Source organism: Novosphingobium fuchskuhlense, from assembly GCF_001519075.1.
GTDB lineage: Bacteria > Pseudomonadota > Alphaproteobacteria > Sphingomonadales > Sphingomonadaceae > Novosphingobium > Novosphingobium fuchskuhlense.
Genome location: NZ_KQ954245.1, coordinates 365,986 through 385,170 on the forward strand (window position 1 = coordinate 365,986; position 19,185 = coordinate 385,170).

The window sequence follows — 19,185 nt, forward strand, 5'->3', positions numbered from 1 at the left end:
ATGACTTTGCGTGTTCTCTTCCTCGCGGGGGCGGCGTTTCTGCCGCTAGCCGCCAGCCCGGCCCTTGCTGCCGAAAATCCCGCTGATGCTGCGCCTGCCGAACAGGCCACCTCGGTCGGCACAGGCCAGTCCGACAACGATACGATCGTGGTCACCGCGCGCCGCCGCGCCGAAACCGCGCAGGACGTGCCGCTCGCCATCTCGGTCGTCGGCGGCGATCACATCGACGCCACCGGTGCGTTCAATGTCGGCCGCCTCCAGCAGCTCACGCCGACGCTGCAGTTCACCTCGTCCAATCCGCGCAACACTGCGGTCAACATCCGCGGCCTCGGCGCGCCGCTCGGCCTCACCAACGATGGCATCGAGCAGGGCGTGGGCATCTACGTCGACGATGTCTTCTTCGCGCGCGTCGCCTCCTCGACCTTCGATTTCCTCGATGTGAAGCAGATCGAAGTGCTGCGCGGGCCGCAGGGCACGCTCTATGGCAAGAACACCACCGCCGGTGCGATCAACATCACCAGCCGCCAGCCGACCTTCGAACCCGAGGGCCGCTTCGAGATCAGCGCCGGGAACCTCGGCTTCACGCAGGCCAAGGCCGCCGTCTCGGGCCCGATTTCCGATACGCTGGCGGTGCGTCTGGCAGGTTCACTCACCCGCCGCGACGGCACGATCTACAACGTGACGAGTGGCAAGTGGGTCAATTCGCAGGACAACCTCGGCCTGCGGGGCCAGCTCCTGTGGAAGCCCGCCAATGGCTTCGAGATCACGCTGGCGGGCGACTACAGCCACCAGGACCCCACCTGCTGCACCCAGGTCTATGTGCGCACCGGGGCGACGCAGCGTCCGCTGAACCGCCAGTACGCCGCGCTGGCGGCCGCGCAGAACTATGCCGTGCCCAGCACCAATCCGTTCGACCGCGTGACCGACGTCGACACACCGCTGCGCGCCAAAAACGACATCGGCGGCGCCTCGGTGCGCGCAAAGATCGATACCGGCATCGGCACGGTGACCTCGGTCACCGCATGGCGCTTCTGGTCGTGGGACCCTTCGAACGACCGCGACTTCCTCGGCCTGCCGATCACTGCCAAGTCGAACAACCCTTCGCATCAGGACCAGTATTCGCAGGAACTGCGCCTTTCGGGCGAAACCGGCAAGCTGGGCTATACGCTGGGGGCATTCGGTTTCTACCAGAAGATCCGCACGAATGGCATCCAGCAGCAGGGTGCTGCCGCCAGCAAGTGGCTGATCAACCCGACCAACGCGCTGTCGAACGATCCCACCGTGCTGGATGGCCTCACGGCCAGAAACACCATCAACTTCAAGAACACCAGCGCTGCGATCTTCGGCAAGTTCATCTACAAGCTGACAAATGCCTTCTCCCTCCAGCCGGGCTTCCGCCTCAATTACGACAAGAAGGAAGGCAGCTACAATTCGGTGGTGACGGACGGCGCGGGCAACCTCGTTGTGTTCAAGACCGATGCGGCGGGTAAGAGCCTCAACTCGAAGGTCGAGGCGGCGCAGCTTGCCGTGCTCGCCCCGCAGTCGTTCCTCGCCAACTTCAGCGACTGGAACTTCTCGGGTGACGTGACGGCGGCACTGGATGTCACCCGCGACATCCACCTCTATGCAACCTATGCAAAGAGCTTCAAGACCGGCGGCATCAACCTCAACGGCGTCCCTGCCGATGCGGTGACAGGCGTGCCGCTGCTCGAACTCGCCACGATCAAGCCGGAATCGGTCAACCACTTCGAAGTGGGCATCAAGACGCAGTTCCTGAACCGCAAGGCGACCTTCAACCTCACCGCGTTCCGCACCGAGGTGAAGAACTACCAGACGCAGGTTTCGAACTTCGCGGTCGGCAACATTCGCGGCTATCTCGCCAATGCCGACAAGGCCCGGTCGCAGGGCGTGGAATTCGATGCCTCGTTCCGGCCCAGCGATCGCTTCAACATCTACGGCAACGGCGCCTACACGGATGCCAAGTTCGTCTCGTTCAGCAATGCCCCCTGTCCGCCGGAGCTTTCGGGCGGCAAGGCGCAGCCGCTCGATGCGAACGGTGTGCCCACCGCGCCGGCGGATCTGCCCGGAACGCCGGGCGGCATCAGCCCCGCGCAGTGCGACATTTCGGGTTCGCGCCTGCCGGGTGTCTCGAAGTGGGCGTTCTCTTATGGCGCGGAAGGCAACGTGCCGGTCAAGCTCTTCGGCAAGGACGGCCAGATCTATCTCGGCGTCGATGGCAGCTATCGTTCGGACTGGTCGTCCAACGCCAGCCCCTCGGCCTATACCAATGTCGACGGGTATGCGCTGACCAACTTCCGCCTCGGTTTCCGTGCCGAGGGCCGGCTCGATATCTATGGCTGGGTGCGCAACGCCTTCGACACCCAGTACTTCGATCAGTTGGCCGTCGCCTCGGGCAACACCGGCCTGATCGTCGGCAATCTCGGCGATCCGCGCACGTTTGGCGGCACCGTCAAGCTCACCTTCTGAAGGGTGACACGCGGTCAGGGAGGGCAGGGGACCCATGGTCGATGACTGTGGGTTCCCGGCCCTCCTCAACCGCCCGCCCTCACCGGGTCACAGCACGAAATCGCCGGCGTGCACGTTGATATGGCCGGTAAGCACGATGCGGAAATCGGCGTTCCCGTCGCCGTCGGTATCCCCCAGCAGCGACGTCGCGGTGGCGCCGAACACCAGCCGCAGTTCCCCCGCGATCTGATGGAAATGGTCGAGGCCGATGAAGGTGAAGGCCTGATCGCCGCCCACCAGCCGGTTCGCGTCCACCTCGGAAAGGTCGATCCGGTCGCCTTGCCGGGGCCGCATGTCGGTGATGACATCGCCGCGGGCGAGCGTCTTGCCGCCGAAATCGCCCTCGCCGAAGACGAACGTATCGCGCCCGGGCCCGCCGGTGCAGACATCGCGGCCCGATCCTCCGATCAGCGTATCGCCGCCTTCGCCGCCGCGCAGTGTGTCCGCGCCGGATCTGCCGCTCAGGGTATCGGCGCCGCCAAGACCGTCGATCCGGTTGTCCGCGGCATTCCCGCCAATCCAGTCCCCGCCGAGGGCCGACCCGATCACCGCCTCGAAGCCGAGGTATGTGTTGCCGTGGAGGACCCCGCCGGCGGGCCGGCTGAGATCAAGCGCCAGAATGACCGAGCCGCCGTGCGAGAAGTCGAGCGTGTCATAGCCCTCGCCGCCGGTAACGCGGTAGGTCGTTTGCCCTGCGATCAGCAGATCGTCGCCGTCGCCCAGGGTGATGGGGCCTCTGATTTCGCCATCCCGGTTGTCCAGGATGTCGCTTCCCGCTCCCAGCCGCACCGCGCCGATGATCGCGCCCCGGTTGGTCATCACGTCCGCCGCATCGGTCAGCTGCACGAGGCCGTTGATGGCTCCGGCATTGACCAGCGTTGCCGCATCACCCGTCACGACAAGCGCCTCGCCATGGGGCCTCGCCGCAGTGATCGAGCCGCTGTTGTCGAGCGAGAAGCCCTCGCTGGTCGCGGTGATGATGGCGCCCTGGATCGATCCCGGGTTTTCCAGCGCGGCACTCGCCACGGGCCGGTCAACACCGATGAGTATGGCCTTGCCCGGTGCGAGGATCGAGCCGTGGTTTTCCAGCCGCACGCGGCCTGCGGCAAAGCGCACGGCCGTATCGGAAGCGGAGAGCTGCCCGCCCCGGGCGATCACCAGCGATTGGGCATCACCGCTGCCCCCGTCCAGCAGCACCGCCCCGCTTTCGCCGCGGATGAGACCTGCCACCGTGATCGTGTGGCCTGAGCCCAGCGCGCTTACGGCGAGCCCGTCGCTCGACGTGATCAGGATGCCTTCCGGCACAAGGAGATCATCGCCGGTGCCAAAGCTGTTCTCTGCAATCACAAGCGACATGGCCGATGTCCTGACACGTTCTGTGGAGAGCAGACCGCCCTGCGCGCGGTGTCCGGTGGACGAATCGCGTGCACTCGAGGTCCGGCGGGCGATTTGCCGCGCCGCTGCCATGCTGGCAAACGGCGCCCGGCCTTCGTCACATCATGGTGAAAGCGGCTCTAGCGGTTGCCGTCGATGAAGTCCCCGAGCACGCCCAGAGCCGATCCCTCGCCGCGGTTGCTGCCGCCTGCGGGCATCGCGGCCGCCACCACCCGGCCGGCAAGCCGCGCGAAGGGGAGCGACTGGATCCACACCTTGCCGGGTCCGGTGAGCCGCGCGAAAAACAGGCCCTCGCCGCCGAACAGCACGCTTTTCACGCCGCCGGCGGCGATCAGATCGAAGTTTACCGAAGGGGTGTAGGCGGCAAGGCAGCCGGTATCGACATGGAGTTCCTCGCCGGGTGCGAGTTCCCGTTCGACCAGCGTGCCGCCCATCTGCACGAAGACCCAGCCGTCGCCTTCCAGCTTCTGCATGATGAAGCCTTCGCCGCCGAACAGGCCGGTCATGATCCGGCGCTGGAAGGCGATGCCGATGCTCACGCCGCGCGCCGCGGCGAGAAAACTCTCCTTCTGGCAGATCAGGGTGCCTCCGAGATCGGAGAGCTTGAGCGGCAGGATCGTGCCCGGAACAGGCGCTGCAAAGGCGACGCGGGCCTTGCCGATGCCGCGATGGGTGAAGACCGTGGTAAACAGGCTTGCGCCCGTCACCAGCCGCTTGCCCGCACCGAGCAGCTTGCCCATGAAGCTGTTGTCGCCCGCTTCGCTGCCGTCACCGAACACCGTCGTCATCTCGATGGTGCCGTCCTTCCACACGAAGGCACCCGCTTCGGCTACCGCGCTTTCTCCCGGATCGAGCTCGATCTCGACGAACTGGAGTTCGTGGCCCTTGATCTCGAAATCGATATCGTCGGCAATGCCGGCGCTGCGCATGTGGCGCCAGGGGTTGTTCGATGCCATGTCGGGCTCCTTGCTGAAGCGGGGTTAGCGTGGTTGCACCATAGCCGCTCCCGCTCTCCGCACAGCAGACTTTATGCCCCGGTCCGGTCGCTTTCAGGCAGCACAAGGGCAAAGGCGCTTGCTTCATCAAGCGGGCGGCCAAGGTGAAAGCCCTGGCCATAGGCGCAGCCCATCTCGCGCAGCAATGCGCCTTGCTCCATCGTCTCGATCCCTTCTGCCACGACCGAAAGGTTGAGATTGCTGGCAAGGTCGAGAATGGCGCGAATGATCTTGCGGCTCTTGGGATCGTCCATCGAGGCGATGAACGAGCGGTCGATCTTGAGCGTGTCGAACGGCAGATTCTGCAAGTAGCTGAGTGAGGAATAGCCGGTGCCGAAGTCGTCGAGGCTGGTCTTCACGCCCCAGCTGCGCACCTGCTCCAGAACCTGCCGGGTCTGGTCCGGGTCGATGATCGCGACGCCCTCGGTCACTTCGAGCCGCACCAGTTCGGGCAGCACACCGGTCTCCAGAAGCACGCGCTGGACGTGCGCGGAAAACGTCGGCTGCAGAAACTGTTGCGGCGCGATGTTGATGCTGATGTAGGGCAGTTTGCTTGCGGCCAGCCCGCGGGCGGTCAGGCGCTTGTGCAGGCGGGCTGTCGCGTTGCAGGCCTGGCGCAGCACCCAGTCGCCGATGAACACGATGAGGCCGCCCGCCTCTGCTGCCGGAATGAAGCCTCCGGGCTCGACCAGCCCGCTCCGGGGATGGTTCCAGCGGATCAGCGCCTCGAAGCCGCGCAACTGCCGATCCTCGCCGAGCGCGAAGATCGGCTGGTAGAACAGGGTGAACTGCTTTTCGCGGATCGCGTCGCGCAGTTCGTTTTCCAGCGCCATGCGGTAGCGCCGTTCGTTGCCAAGGCTTTCGGAGAAGGTGACGACGCCGCCATGCCCGCCGGACTTGGCCTCGTACATCGCCAGGTCGGCATCCTGCCGCAGCTGTTCGACCGTGGTGTAGCCGGGTCCGCTATGCGCGATTCCGATCGAGAGACCGACATTGACAAGTTCCTCATCGATCCTGATCGGCGCCTTCAGCGTGTCGATCAACGCACCGGCCAGATCCATCGCGGGAGCGGGGCCGCGAACGCCGTCCAGCACCACGACGAACTCGTCACCGCCGACCCTCGCCAGCGTGCCGTGCCAGCCCGTCGGACTGGTCCTGCGCTGATTGTCCATGCTCGCCGTCAGCGCCTGATCGAAGCGGCGTGCGGTCTCGATCAGCACGATATCGCCGGCGTGATGGCCATACTTGTCGTTGATCGCCTTGAACCCGTCGAGATCGATGACCATCACCGCAAGGCCCGAACGGCTTTCCGGCAGCCGGTCGAACGCGGCGCGCGAGCGCTCGTCGAGCAGGGTGCGGTTGGGCAGCCCGGTCATCGAATCGTGCAGCGCGTCATGCAGCAGCGCGGCGCGGGCGCGCTCGCGCTCGATCACCCGCGCCAGCTGCGTCGAGGCCTGCGTCACCGTCAGCAGGATCGCATCCTTGTCGATCATGGCCGTGCGCGCGAAGAACTCGAGCACGCAGACGATCTCGTCGGCGATCATCACCGGAAAGCCGCAGGCCGAGCGGATGCCGCACGAGGCGGCGGCGACCCTGCGGCAGAAGCTGGTGGCCAACTCCCCCTCGTCGATCCAGTGCGGGTGGGAATCGCGCAGCACCCGACCCGGCAGGCCTTCGCCGCTATGGAACGTCCGTTCGCGCGTTGCCTCCACCAGCGGGAACAGCCGTGCCGGTTCGGCGGTATACCAGGCATCGCAAGAGACTGCCCGGGCCTCTCCTTCCACACGGTAGGCCGTGCCGAAGGCCCAGTTCATGTGCTCGCAGATCTCCTTGAGCACTTCGCCGATGGCCTCGCTGAAATTGTTCGAGCGGTTGGCGCAATCGGTGATCCGTTGCAGCAGCGCGAGCCGGACCTGGCTTTCATAGAGTTCGCGCAGGCCCCGTTCGGCAATCGCCTCTGCCTGCAGGCGCCCTTCGCGCTCGCGCTGGACAAGCCGCTCAAGCCGCTCGACCGTCGCGGCAGCATCCGGGGTGAGGGGAAGCGCTTCCGCTTTCACCGCCGCGGGCTCAATGCGACCAGTCGAGGGCGATACGGCAGACCGGATGGCCTTCGAGCATACAGGAGAGGTGCTCGATCTCCACGCGATTCCCGTAGTGGTCCGCCGCGCCTTCGATGAAGCCGTGGGCCAGCCGGCACATCCGCCGCGGTGACTGGTAGGCCAGCCCGGTGCGCCCGTCCTCGAGATCGTGGAAATGGAAATGCGGACAACCTGCTCCGGCATAGAGCTTGCGCACTTCGGGATGGATGATGTCGTTGATGCTCGCCACGAACGATTGCGCGGTCTTGTGCGGCGAAAAGAACAGCTCATAGCGTTCGTGGAGCAAGGGAATGGCGCTCCGCCCGAACCAGCGCAGCACCTCGCCGGGCGTGATCCCCAGCGCAGTCGAGGCGGCATCGACCAGCCGGATCACTTCGCTGTCGGGATAGCTGCCGAGCGAGGTATAGGAGCCTTCCAGTCCTGCCAGTTCCAGCAGGCTGTCCCATGCCAGCAGCCCATGCTCGCGCACCACCGCATCTTCGAGCAGGTTGAAAACGACGCCTTTCATGGCCGACTGCACTTTCCGCAGGAATTGTCTGGAGGTGCTTTGCCACCGCGCTTCTGCGTGCCGCGTGAAACAGGCTATCGGGCCCTTTGCCTATTGCGAAGCAGGCGGCCGGTAACCATGTCCGGGACGGGCCGGGCAGGTGTCCTCATGCCGGCGCGATTGATCGATCCAGTCAATCAATCTGGTCAGGATTGATCATTAGCGGCGTGCCTCGATCCGGGTTAGAGCGATCCTGCCCAAGCGGCCCCCCTTTCAGACGGACCATCCCGGTCCGCGCATTCAAGGAAGCGATCCGATGTCCCTGCTGAGCACCCCGATCAAGCCCTTCGCCAACACGGCCTACAAGGAAGGCAAGTTCATCGACATCACCGAGGCGGATATCGCCGGCAAGTGGGCGGTGTTCTTCTTCTACCCGGCCGACTTCACTTTCGTCTGCCCGACCGAGCTCGAAGACCTTCAGGACAACTATGCCGAGCTGCAGGGCCTGGGCGTCGAGGTGTTCGGCGTTTCGACCGACACGCACTTCAGCCACAAGGCCTGGGCGGACAGCTCGCCGGCGATCGGCAAGATCACCTACTACCTCGTGGGTGACCAGAACCACACGCTGACCAACGCCTTCGACAACCTGCGCCCCGGCGTCGGCCTTGCCGACCGCGGCACCTTCGTGGTCGATCCCGATGGCATCATCCAGCTGATCGAGATCACCCCTGAGGGCGTGGGCCGCAACGCGGCAGAGCTCGTGCGCAAGATCAAGGCCGCCAAGTACTGGCGCGAGCACCCCGGCCAGGTGTGCCCGGCCAAGTGGGAAGAAGGCAGCGAGACCCTCGCGCCGTCGATCGACCTCGTCGGCAAGATCTGAGCCGGCAAGATCTGATTTCGCTTACCGCGAGCGGCGCCTCCCGCCGCTCGCACCCCGCCGGGCGGCGCTCCTCCCCCTCCATTGTGCCGCCCGGCACCCTTTGCTTCATCCCTCTCCATCCCCATATCCCCCACGCGCAGGCCCCAGCCGCCCGCGCGAACGTGCCCCCGCGCGCCCCATTCAGGAACCCTCGCCATGCCGCTGCTCGATGCCGCCACCACTGCCCAGCTCAAGGCTTATCTCGGCAACCTGCGCCACCCGATCGAACTCGTCGCCAGCCTCGGTGACGACGCGAAGAGCGTCGACACGCGCAGCCTGGTTGAGGAAATCGCCGCCTTGTCCGACAAGGTCAGCGCGCGCTTCGACGGCAGCGATGCCCGTCGCCCCAGTTTTGCCGTCGGCAAGGCGGGAGAGCCCGCGCGCGTCCACTTCGCCGGTCTCCCGCTGGGCCACGAGTTCACCTCGCTGATCCTTGCGCTGCTCCATGTCGGCGGCCACCCGCCCAAGGAAGAGGCGGACCTTCTCGAAACCGTGCGCGGCCTTGAAGGCCCGCTGCACTTCGAGACGTTCTTCTCATTGACCTGCCAGAACTGCCCCGATGTCGTGCAGGCGCTCAACATAATGGCCGCGCTCAACCCCGCGATTACCCATGTCGCCATTGATGGCGCGCTGTTCCAGAACGAAGTCGAACGGCGCAAGATCATGGCGGTGCCGCAGGTCTTCCTCAATGGCGAGCCCTTCGGCCAGGGCCGCATGGACCTCGCGCAGATCGTCGCCAAGATTGATACCGGCGCCGTGGCCCGCGCGGCGGAGAAGATCGCCGCCAAGGAACCGTTCGACGTGCTCGTGGTCGGCGGCGGGCCCGCCGGCGCGGCAGCCGCCATCTATGCCGCGCGCAAGGGTATCCGCACGGGTGTGGTCACCGAACGCTTCGGCGGGCAGGTGCTCGATACGATGGGCATCGAGAACTTCATCTCGGTCCCGCACACCGAGGGCCCGCGCCTCGTGGCCCAGCTCGAACAGCACGTGAAGGACTATGCCGTCGACGTGATGAACCTGCAGAAGGCCGTCGCGCTGAAGCCCGCCAATGGCGACGGCCTCGCCACGGTCGAGCTCGAGAGCGGCGCGGCCCTGCGCGCGAAGACCGTCATCCTCTCCACCGGCGCGCGCTGGCGGCAGATGGGCGTTCCGGGTGAGGACGAATACCGCAACAAGGGTGTCGCCTATTGCCCGCACTGCGATGGCCCGCTCTACAAGGGCAAGCGCACCGCGGTGATCGGGGGCGGCAATTCGGGCGTCGAGGCCGCGATCGATCTGGCCGGCATCGTGGCCCATGTCACGCTGATCGAATTCGACAGCCAGCTGCGCGCCGATGCCGTCCTCCAGACCAAGCTGCGCAGCTTGCCCAATGTCACGATCATCACCTCGGCGCTGACCACCGAAGTGATCGGCGATGGCGAGAAGGTGACCGGACTTGTCTATCGCGACCGCACGACCGACGAAGTCCGCACCGTCGAACTCGAAGGCATTTTCGTCCAGATCGGCCTCGTACCCAACACCGAATGGCTGAACGGCGCGCTTGCCATGACCAACCGGGGCGAGATCGAGATCGACAGCCACCTTGCGACAAGCCTTCCCGGCGTCTTTGCCGCGGGTGACGTCACCACCGTGCCCTTCAAGCAGATCGTGATCGCGATGGGCGAGGGCTCCAAGGCCGCCCTGTCGGCTTTCGACTACCTCATCCGCCACTGAGGTTTCCGCAAGCCGGCAGGCGTGCGGCAAGCGGAGACTGTGCATGGTTGCTCTGGATCCCCGCGCAGGCGGGGATCCAGAGCGGCACACACCACCTTGGCTATCCCGCGCAGGCGCCGCCGCAACTATCACCCGCGTTTCACGCTGCACTGCCACAAACATTTGCGTCCTGCGACGCTGCATCTTAAGAAGCGCGCAGTTCGCATCGCAGAAAGGCCAGCATTTGGCGACCGAGACCCTGACCCGACAGGCCGTGACGCCCGAGCTTGATCTCGATGGCCTCGATTCCATTCTCGGCATCCATGTCGGCACACTCAATACGCTGCTGCTTTCGCGGCTTGAGCGGCATCTGGAATCCTTCAAGGTCACGCCGAAGCAGGTCGCGATCCTCTGGCTTGTCAACGCCAACCCCGGGGTCAAGCAGTCGGATCTCTCGCGCTTCTTCAAGATCGAGCGGCCCACGGTGCACCAGTTCGTGCGCCAGCTCACGATGAACGGCCATCTCGTCTCCGAACCTTCAAAGCTCGATCGCCGCGCGGGTGGCCTCTGGATCACCGAGACCGGCACCGCCACGCTTACCGCCGCGCGCGAGATCATCTTCACCGACGAGGCCGAACTGCTCAGCCCGCTCACACCGGCCGAGCGCGAGGAGCTCTACCGCCTGACCATCAAGGTCTATCTTTCGGTGCCGAACCGGACCTGAACCTTTCACGCGGACAAACAGCGTATTAAGCTCGGATACAGGACGCCGGTCCTAAAAGGTCGGGGTTCAGACAGGGGAGTATCTCATGCAGTTTTCTAAGGCACGTCTTGGTTTGGTGTCGCTTGGTGCGGCAACGCTCGCGGCCCTCACGGCGGCCGGTGCAGCGCAGGCCGCAGGCGCACCTGCGGGCGACGCCGGCCGGGGCAAGACGGTGTTTGCCCGCTGTGCCGCGTGTCACGATCTCAACACCGGCGCGATCCGCATGGGCCCCAGCCTCAAGGGCGTGGTTGGCCGCAAGGCAGGCACTTTCGCCAACTTCAGCTATTCGGCGGGCATGAAGGGCAAGGGCGTCACCTGGGGCCCCGATACCCTCGATGCGTTTCTCACCGCGCCGATGAAGTACGTTCCCGGCACGCGCATGGCCTTCCCGGGCCTCAGCAATCCGCAGGACCGTGCCGACGTGATCGCCTACCTCAAGGTCGCCGCGAAGTAAGTCCGCAGGCCCTTCCCTCGCGTGCCTGGCACAATGGGGGAGGGGTGCTGCTCGCGCAGAGCGGGCGGGGGCGGCCCCGACGAAAGCGGACGCCTGAGCGCCTGCAACGCTCCCCCAAGCCGGACCGCACAGTGTGCATTGAAGCCGCGGTTGTCCTGCCGGACTACCTGTGAGGCATGTTCCCGGTCTTCGGTACGCTGTCGGCGGTATCACGCCGGGCGCAACGAACCGCTTTCCTACACACCCCGAAATGCGGCATGATCCTCGCCGCTCCTTGAACCGTGGTTTGCAATGCAACGCCAGCCGCCGCACTTTCCCAGCGCAACCGTGCCGGGAATGGCGGCTGAGGCGTGCCCTCGGGACTTGTCCAACAATGGTCCGCTTCGGCGGACACGTGGTCAGGCTCGCCATTTTGGGGCATTATTGCTTAAAAACAAGCGTGTAAGTGGAATACCTGAGAGGATCTCTGTTTCCTCTCTGGACTGTGTCAACTGTGTCAACCTCACGCCGGATCTCAGTGTGCCGGATGCGCTGCGTGCCGTTTGTCCACCACGGCAATACGTATGCGCCACAGGCGCGGGTAGACTTTCCCGTGGGCCTTGGCACAACGGCGCGCGAAGAAGCCGGGGGGTGACCGGCTCATGGGAGAGACCGCGTCATGGCCATGGCCCCGACCGCTGCTGCTGATTCCGCCGCTGATTCCGGCAATGTCGATGCGCCCGAACTGCGCATCTTCGTCATGGCGCTGTTCTTCCTGTTCGGCGGCATCACCTCGCTCAACGATGTGATCATCCCGAAGCTGAAGGACCTCTTCACGCTCAACTACACCCAGGCGATGCTGGTGCAGTTCTGCTTCTTCACCGCCTACGCGGTGATCGGCGTTCCGGGCGCACTGCTCGTCAAGCGCATCGGCTACATGCGCGGCGCGGCTGCTGGTCTGCTCACCATGATGGCGGGCTGCCTGCTCTTCATCCCCGCATCGCAGAGCGCGCTTTACGTGCTGTTCCTGTTCGCGCTGTTCATCCTCGCCAGCGGCGTGGTGCTGGTCCAGGTCGTCTCTAACCCGCTGATCTCGCTGCTCGGCCCGGCGCGCACCGCCAGCAGCCGGCTTACCTTCGCACAGGCGTTCAATTCGCTCGGCACCGTGCTGTTCCCGCTCGTTGGCGCCAGTTTGATCCTCGGCAAGATCAAGGACGTGAAGGTCGACCAGCTCGTCGGTCCCGCGCTCGATGCCTACCGCGTCACCGAGAGCCGCCTTGTCGTCAACACCTACATCGGCCTTGCCGTCAGCCTTGCGCTGGTCGCCGCCGTGGTCTGGGCCAACCGCAACCGGCTGAAGGGCGAGCGCCACGAGGAAAGCTCGATTGCCGCCAGTTTCGCGCTGCTTTCGCGCCCGCGCTTCGGTTTCGGCGCGCTGTGCATCTTCCTCTATGTCGGTGCCGAAGTGTCGATCGGCTCCATCATTGTGAACTATCTCTCGCAGCCCAGCGTGATGGGTATCGACCACGAAGCCGCCGGCGGCCAGATCTGGAAATACTGGTTCGGTGCGATGGTGGGCCGCTTCCTCGGTTCGGCGCTGCTGCGTTTGGTGAGCCCGGCCAGGACGCTGGCGGCCTGCGCGGCGGGGGCAATCGCCCTGCTGGCGATTTCCACTCACACATCGGGTCTTGTCGCGGCCTATAGTCTGCTCGCCATCGGTCTGATGAACTCGATCATGTTCCCCACGATCTTCACGCTCGCCTGCGAAGGCCTCGGCAAGCGCGCGGCGGATGGGTCGGGCATCATCAACGTCGCCATCTTCGGCGGCGCGGTCGTCCCGCTCGCCACCGGCGCGCTGGCCGATGCGACCGGCAGTCTGACGATGGCGCTGGTGCTTCCCGCGCTGTGCTATGGCGTTATCGTCGCGTTCGGCCTCTTCGCCGTGCGCCCGGTCGAGCCCATTGCGGGGTAAGCTGCGGCGGGGTTAATTCTACTCACGCCGTTGACTTTCGGCGCTCCCCCGCCACATTGGCCCCATGCTCTCGCAAAAGACGCGCTACACGATCCGCGCCCTCCAGCACTTGTCCGATACCTTCGGGCAAGGGCCGGTGCGGCTTGACACCATTGCCGAGGCGCAGAACATCCCGCGCAAGTTCCTCACCGTCATCCTCTCCGAGATGGCGCGCGAGGGTATCGTCATCTCGCACCGCGGGCGGGAAGGGGGCTACGAACTCGCCCTGCCGCCGGTCGATATACGCTACGGCGATATCATCCGGCTGACGCGCGGCAGCCTCGCGCTCACCCCCTGCGCCAGCCGCAATGCGCATGAGACGTGCAACAACTGCCTGCCCGAGGCCGATTGCCGGCTGCGCGGCCTCATGCTCCAGCTGCGCGACGAGATGGCGGCAATGCTCGACCGGATCACACTGGCCGATCCGATTACGCTGGAACCGCCGTTCGAAGAGCAGGCAGCATAAGAGGTCCGGCAAAAGCGGTGAACTTCACTTGGCGTTCATTCGCCTGCTGGCTATAGCACCGCCATGATCGCGCTTCCTTCCGGCCGCAGCCCCCTGCGCCTGCTCGCACTTGCCACCGCCACCGCCATTCTCGGGCTCACTGCCGGTTGTGCGGGAACCAAGGCGCGCAAGGACGTCGCCTACGTCGCACGCGATGTCGATACGCTCTATGCCGCCGCCAAGGATCGGCTCGACAAAGGCGACGCCAAACAGGCCGCAGCGCTGTTCGACGAGGTGGAGCGCCAGCATCCCTATTCGCCCTGGGCCCGCCGTGCCCAGTTGATGAGCGCGTTCAGCTACTACGCCGCTCGCGACTACCCGAAGTCGGTGCAGTCCGCGCAGCGCTTCCTCTCGATCCATCCCGGCAACAAGGATGCGCCCTACGCGTACTATCTCGTCGCGCTGTGCTATTACGAGCAGATCAGCGACGTCACGCGCGACCAGAAGATCACCCAGCAGGCGCTGACCGCGCTTACCGAAGTGGCCCGCCGCTATCCCAATACCAGCTACGCCACCGACGCGCGGCTGAAGCTCGATCTCGTCAACGATCACCTTGCCGGCAAGGAAATGGAGATCGGCCGCTACTACCAGCGCAGCGGCAAGTGGCTGGCGGGTACCTTGCGCTTCCGCACCGTCGTCGAGAAGTACCAGCAGACCAGCCATACTCCCGAGGCGCTCTACCGGCTCGTCGAGAGCTATCTCGTGCTCGGCCTGCCCGAACAGGCCCAGAAGTCCGCTGCGGTGCTGGGCACCAACTACCCGGGCAACGAGTGGTATGAGCGCGCCTACAGGCTGATGAACGCGAAGGCGCCCGGCACGACCGCAAGCTGAACGCGAGCGGGGCGGCCGGTCAGGCCGCCGCGCCCATCCGGCGCGCGTGCGCTGCCTTGCCGAGTGCGTTGAGGAACTGGTCGGTAGCCGCTTCCCAGCTATAGCTCTTGCCATGCGCTGCAGCGGCCTTGCGGTCGCAGGTGAGCGCTTCGCTGATCGCTTTGGCCAGATCCTCGTCCAGTGCACCGACCGGTTGCGGGAGGGTGCCATCGGGACCCAGCCCGCCCTTGCCGACAACGTCGATGGGACCTTGGACCGGATAGGCCGCCACTGGCAGGCCGCAGGCCATGGCTTCGATCATCACCAGCCCGAAGGTGTCCGTCCGGCTCGGAAAGACGAAGACGTCGGCGGAGCAATAGGCCTGCGCCAGCTTCGTGCCCGAAAGCGCGCCGAGGAACTTCACATGCGGGTAGCGGGCGCGCAGATGAGCCAGATCCGGCCCGTTGCCGACGACCACCTTGGTTCCCGGCACATCGGCATCGAGGAACGCGCCGAGGTTCTTCTCCACTGCGACGCGGCCGACGTTGAGCAGGATCGGGCGCGGCAGGTCGGCCAGCGCTTCGAGCGGCGTATGTCCGGGGTGGAACAGGCTTGCATCGATCCCTCGTGACCACGCCGTTGCCTGGGTCAGGCCATGGCCAACAAGCTCAGCGGCCAGTGTCGGTGTCGAAACCAGCACGGCGTGGCTGGTTGCATGGAAGCGGCGCATGATCGGCCAGAACCGGTCGGGGCTGAGACCCGTGCGCATCGCTGCATAATCGGGGAAGCGGGTATGGAAGGCGCTGGTGAAGGGCACCCCGTTCGCCTTGCACCAGCCGCGCGCGGCCCAGCCGATGGGGCCTTCGGTGGCGATGTGGACGATGTCCGGTGCAAACGCGCGCAGCATGCGCCGCGTGCGGAAGCGCGGCAGCATCGCCAAGCGAATCTCGCTGTACCCCGGCAAGCCGAACGTGAAGAACTGGTTTGGGGTTACCAGCATGACCTCATGGCCGCGCGCGGTGACCTGCTCGACCGTCGTCGCCAGTGTTCGCACGACGCCGTTCACCTGCGGATGCCAGGCGTCGGTGCAAAGCGCGATCCTCATGCGTCTTCCTTGGCAACTTGCGCACGGTCGGCCGTGGCTGCCTTGGCGGTCCTCGCTGTGGCTTCCTCGAAGCAGATCGCGGCCCAGTCGATGATCGAGATCTCGCCCGCGTGGTCCTCGACCAGCGCGGTGCAACTTTCGACCCAGTCGCCGTCGTTGTAGTAGGTCACCTCGCCAATCTGGCGGATTTCCGCGCAGTGGATGTGGCCGCAGACCACGCCGTCGACATCCATGTCGCGCGCGGCATGAGCGACCGCCTCTTCGAACGCCCAGACGAACTGGACCGCATTCTTCACGCGCTTCTTGAGGTAGGCGGACAGCGACCAGTAGGGCAGCTTGAACCAGCGGCGGACCTTGTTGAACCAGCGGTTGGCGCGCAGCAGGAAGGCGTAGGCCTGATCGCCGAGGAAGGCGAGCCAGCGCGCATAAAGCACCACCCCGTCGAACTTGTCGCCATGCGTCACCAGAAGGCGGCGACCATCCGCCGTCTCATGGATCGCCTCGAGCGCGATTTCGACCCCGCCGAAGCTCATACCCGCATAAGGGCGCAGCATCTCGTCATGGTTGCCCGCGATCAGCACCACACGGGTGCCGCGGTGCGCCATCTTGAGCACGCGGCGAACCACTTCGTTGTGGGCATCGGGCCAGTACCAGCCACGCGACAGGCGCCAGCCGTCGACGATGTCGCCGACAAGGTACAGCGTCTCGCACTCGATCGAGGCGAGGAAATCGAGCAGCATGTCCGCGTTGCAGCCACGTGTGCCGAGGTGGATGTCCGAGACCCACACCGTGCGCACCTTGCGCTTGGGGCGGAAACCACGCGGCTCGGGCAGATCGAGCCATGCCGGGATGGACTTGGCGATTTCATTGACGGCGGGGGAAGTACCCCAGGCTTGTTCGCGGCGGGTCATTGCGAACCCCTTATTCCAGTTTGATAACTGAGCCGAATCGCTGTCACAATCTCGTTTCGTTCACATGGCACTATGTCACTCGGCTGTCACATAGGGGCCATTTTGCCCAATTTATCCACAGAATGATCAACAAGGTGACAAGGGGCGGGTGTAGCCGGTAAGGATCATCGACAATGCTCACGGGCCTCGCCATCCGCAACGTCGTCCTCATCGAGGCACTGGACCTGTCGTTCGGGCGCGGCCTTGGTGTGCTGACCGGCGAGACCGGCGCGGGCAAGTCGATCCTGCTGGATTCGCTGGGGCTTGTGCTGGGTGATCGCGCGGACGGTGGGCTGATCCGGGCAGGCGCCGACGAAGCGAGCGTGACCGCAACATTCGAGTTCGCGCAGTTGCCTGCGGCGCTGGGGGCGGCGCTGGCAGAAGCTGAGATTTCCGTCGAAACGGGCGAGCCCCTCATCATCCGCCGCCGCCTGCGCGCCGAAGCGGGAAACGCCGTCGGCAGCCGCGCTTTTGTCAACGACCAGCCCGTCAGCGTCGCGCTGCTGCGCGAGCTTGCCCGCAGCCTTGTCGAACTGCACGGCCAGCACGACGATCGCGGCCTCGTCAATGCGCGCGGCCACCGGGCGCTGCTCGACCGCTATGCGCGCGCAGAGGCAAGCGATGTGGCCGCCGCGTGGGAGCGCTGGCGCGCGGCCGAGACCGCACTGACGGCTGCGCGGGACAGGCTCGCGGCTGCCGCAGCTGAGCAGGACCTGCTCGTGGCCCATCTCGCCGAACTCGCTCTGCTGGCACCGGAAGTAGGGGAGGAGGATGAGCTGGCCGGGCAGCGCGCGGCGATGCAGAAGGGCGAGCGCCTGTCCGGCGATCTGGCCGAACTCCAGCACCTCTGGACGGGATCGGATTCAGCCCTGGCCTCGCTGCGCAGCGCCTCGCGCCGGCTTGACCGGATTGCCCATGAACATCCGCTGCTCACCGAGGCGCTCGAAGCGCTTGACCGCGCAGTGATCGAGGCAAGCGAAGCCGAGGACAAGCTGGGCCGCGCGGCAGAGGCGCTGTCCCACGATCCCATGCTTCTCGACCGGATCGAAACCCGCCTGTTCGATTTGCGTGCCGCCGGTCGCAAGCACGGCTGCACGGTCGACGAACTGCCCGCGCGCATGATCGAGATGCGCGCCGCACTCGACCGGATCGAGGGCGGCGAGGCGGCCATCGCCGATCTCGATCGCGCGGCGCAGGACGCCGGCCTCGACTACCGCGCCAAGGCTGAGAGCCTTTCCGTGGCGCGGGCCGAGGCGGCGCGACGGCTTGATGCGGCGGTCGCTGCGGAGCTGGCGCCCCTCAAGCTCGACGCTGCCCGTTTCCGCACCGCCGTGGTGCGCCAGCCGGAAGACCGCTGGGGTCCGCACGGTGTCGATGCGGCCGAATTCCTGATCTCCACCAACCCCGGCGCGGATTTCGCCCCTCTCGCCAAGATCGCCTCGGGCGGGGAACTCTCGCGCTTCATCCTCGCGCTCAAGGTGGCGCTTGCCGAAGAGGGCGGCGCGGCCACGGTGATCTTCGACGAGATCGACCGCGGCGTCGGCGGCGCGGTGGCCAGCGCCATCGGTGAGCGCCTTGCCCGGCTTGCGGAAGGCGGCCAGCTGCTCGCGGTGACCCACAGCCCGCAAGTCGCCGCGCGTGGGACCGCGCATTATCTGATCGCCAAGTCCTCGGAAGGCACCGTCACGCGCACGTCCGTCCGCCAGCTTGACGGGGCAGGGCGGCAGGAGGAAATCGCCCGCATGCTGTCTGGTGCGGAGATCACGCCGGAGGCGCGCGCACAGGCCGAACGCCTGCTTGAACAGGCATGACACCTGCCCATCCGCTCGATCGGCCGATCTGGTCCATGCTCAACGGACCGCAGGCATCGCTGGCCATCGCGGATGGCCCTGTCTGCCGGATCGATCCGACCTATGGCCCCTTCGCTGCCGCCGCACCGGGGCACGAGGCCGAACTTGCCGGCCTCCTTGCCGGCGCGGAGGACGAGATCTGGCTCGTCGAAGCCGAAGAGCAGGCCCCTCCGTCCGGCACGCGGGTGCTGCGCACCGCGCCGCTGCTGCAGATGATCGCGGATGGTCCGCCTGAGACCTTTGCCATCGACCCGGACCTCATACCGATGTCCGAGGCCGACGCGGCGGACATGGCCAGACTGGCGCTGGAAACCCAGCCCGGTCCATGGCGCTCCCACACCCATCGCTACGGCTCCTATTACGGTCTTCGCGAGGATGGCCGCCTGATTGCCATGGCCGGCGAACGCATGCGCCCTGCGCTGGGCCTTGCCGAACTCAGCGGTGTCTGCACCGCGCCCGACCGGCAGGGCAGGGGCCTTGCCGGACGCATGATCCGCCGCGTGCTTGCCGGCTTTGCGGCGCGGGCGGATACGCCCTTCCTGCACAGCTATGCCTATAACGCCCACGCCATCCGCCTTTACGAGACGCTGGGTTTCCGCGCCCGGCTTTCGCTGGTGGTAACCGTTCTGGGGAAAGCCGAGTGAC

At 65.8% G+C, this 19,185-nt stretch carries 16 protein-coding genes; 10 read left to right on the forward strand and 6 right to left on the reverse strand.

All coding sequences use genetic code 11. The features are described from left to right. Positions 1-2,487, forward strand: a complete 2,487-nt coding sequence (locus tag AQZ52_RS11535; RefSeq protein ID WP_067910714.1) for a TonB-dependent receptor — start codon at positions 1-3, stop codon at positions 2,485-2,487. Positions 2,488-2,574: 87 nt separating this feature from the next. Here AQZ52_RS11535 and AQZ52_RS11540 read toward each other — a convergent pair whose 3' ends face one another. The 4 genes from AQZ52_RS11540 to AQZ52_RS11555 all read right to left on the reverse strand — a co-directional run bounded on the left by AQZ52_RS11540 (position 2,575) and on the right by AQZ52_RS11555 (position 7,523). After that, positions 2,575-3,882 (reverse strand): M10 family metallopeptidase C-terminal domain-containing protein, encoded by a 1,308-nt coding sequence (locus AQZ52_RS11540; RefSeq protein WP_067910718.1) that lies wholly within the window; start codon positions 3,880-3,882, stop codon positions 2,575-2,577. 158 nt (positions 3,883-4,040) lie between these two features. Beyond that, complete coding sequence (locus tag AQZ52_RS11545) at positions 4,041-4,877, reverse strand: AIM24 family protein (RefSeq protein WP_067910721.1); 837 nt, start codon at positions 4,875-4,877, stop codon at positions 4,041-4,043. A gap of 71 nt (positions 4,878-4,948) precedes the next feature. Further along, a complete protein-coding gene (locus AQZ52_RS11550) occupies positions 4,949-6,973 on the reverse strand; it encodes a putative bifunctional diguanylate cyclase/phosphodiesterase (protein ID WP_067910724.1) in 2,025 nt (674 codons plus the stop codon). Between the two features lie 10 nt (positions 6,974-6,983). After that, positions 6,984-7,523, reverse strand: a complete 540-nt coding sequence (locus AQZ52_RS11555; protein WP_067910727.1) for a heme NO-binding domain-containing protein — start codon at positions 7,521-7,523, stop codon at positions 6,984-6,986. 295 nt (positions 7,524-7,818) lie between these two features. Between AQZ52_RS11555 and ahpC the strand changes: the two genes are divergently transcribed. The 7 genes from ahpC (at position 7,819) to AQZ52_RS11590 (ending at position 14,656) form a co-directional block, all read left to right on the forward strand. Continuing rightward, positions 7,819-8,382, forward strand: coding sequence for an alkyl hydroperoxide reductase subunit C (ahpC, locus tag AQZ52_RS11560; RefSeq protein WP_067910730.1), 564 nt, complete (start codon positions 7,819-7,821; stop codon positions 8,380-8,382). A gap of 195 nt (positions 8,383-8,577) precedes the next feature. After that, positions 8,578-10,134, forward strand: coding sequence for an alkyl hydroperoxide reductase subunit F (gene ahpF / locus AQZ52_RS11565; protein ID WP_067910732.1), 1,557 nt, complete (start codon positions 8,578-8,580; stop codon positions 10,132-10,134). A gap of 223 nt (positions 10,135-10,357) precedes the next feature. Then, complete coding sequence (locus tag AQZ52_RS11570) at positions 10,358-10,837, forward strand: MarR family winged helix-turn-helix transcriptional regulator (protein WP_067910734.1); 480 nt, start codon at positions 10,358-10,360, stop codon at positions 10,835-10,837. Between the two features lie 85 nt (positions 10,838-10,922). After that, the gene (locus AQZ52_RS11575) at positions 10,923-11,330 is read left to right on the forward strand and encodes a c-type cytochrome (protein ID WP_082697897.1); all 408 of its coding nucleotides are present in this window, start codon (positions 10,923-10,925) and stop codon (positions 11,328-11,330) included. A 658-nt stretch (positions 11,331-11,988) separates the two neighbouring features. After that, positions 11,989-13,281 carry a sugar MFS transporter gene (locus AQZ52_RS11580; RefSeq protein WP_067910739.1) on the forward strand — a complete coding sequence of 431 codons (1,293 nt, stop codon included), beginning with the start codon at positions 11,989-11,991 and terminating at the stop codon, positions 13,279-13,281. 64 nt (positions 13,282-13,345) lie between these two features. Then, entirely contained in the window at positions 13,346-13,786 is a 441-nt protein-coding gene (locus tag AQZ52_RS11585) for an RrF2 family transcriptional regulator (protein ID WP_067910742.1), read from the forward strand. A 63-nt stretch (positions 13,787-13,849) separates the two neighbouring features. Further along, positions 13,850-14,656 carry an outer membrane protein assembly factor BamD gene (locus AQZ52_RS11590; RefSeq protein ID WP_067910744.1) on the forward strand — a complete coding sequence of 269 codons (807 nt, stop codon included), beginning with the start codon at positions 13,850-13,852 and terminating at the stop codon, positions 14,654-14,656. Between the two features lie 19 nt (positions 14,657-14,675). On the opposite strand, the gene AQZ52_RS11595 is transcribed toward AQZ52_RS11590, so the two are convergent. Continuing rightward, positions 14,676-15,740 (reverse strand): glycosyltransferase family 4 protein, encoded by a 1,065-nt coding sequence (locus AQZ52_RS11595; RefSeq protein WP_067910746.1) that lies wholly within the window; start codon positions 15,738-15,740, stop codon positions 14,676-14,678. Then, positions 15,737-16,651: a UDP-2,3-diacylglucosamine diphosphatase gene (locus AQZ52_RS11600; protein ID WP_067910749.1), complete on the reverse strand. Its 915-nt coding sequence runs from the start codon at positions 16,649-16,651 to the stop codon at positions 15,737-15,739. The genes AQZ52_RS11595 and AQZ52_RS11600 overlap by 4 nt, the downstream gene beginning before the upstream one ends. 173 nt (positions 16,652-16,824) lie before the next feature. Between AQZ52_RS11600 and recN the strand changes: the two genes are divergently transcribed. Next, positions 16,825-18,501: a DNA repair protein RecN gene (gene recN / locus AQZ52_RS11605; protein WP_067910752.1), complete on the forward strand. Its 1,677-nt coding sequence runs from the start codon at positions 16,825-16,827 to the stop codon at positions 18,499-18,501. Further along, on the forward strand, positions 18,498-19,184 hold the full coding sequence (locus tag AQZ52_RS11610; protein ID WP_067910756.1) for a GNAT family N-acetyltransferase: 687 nt from the start codon (positions 18,498-18,500) through the stop codon (positions 19,182-19,184). The genes recN and AQZ52_RS11610 overlap by 4 nt, the downstream gene beginning before the upstream one ends. Position 19,185: the final 1 nt, after the last annotated feature.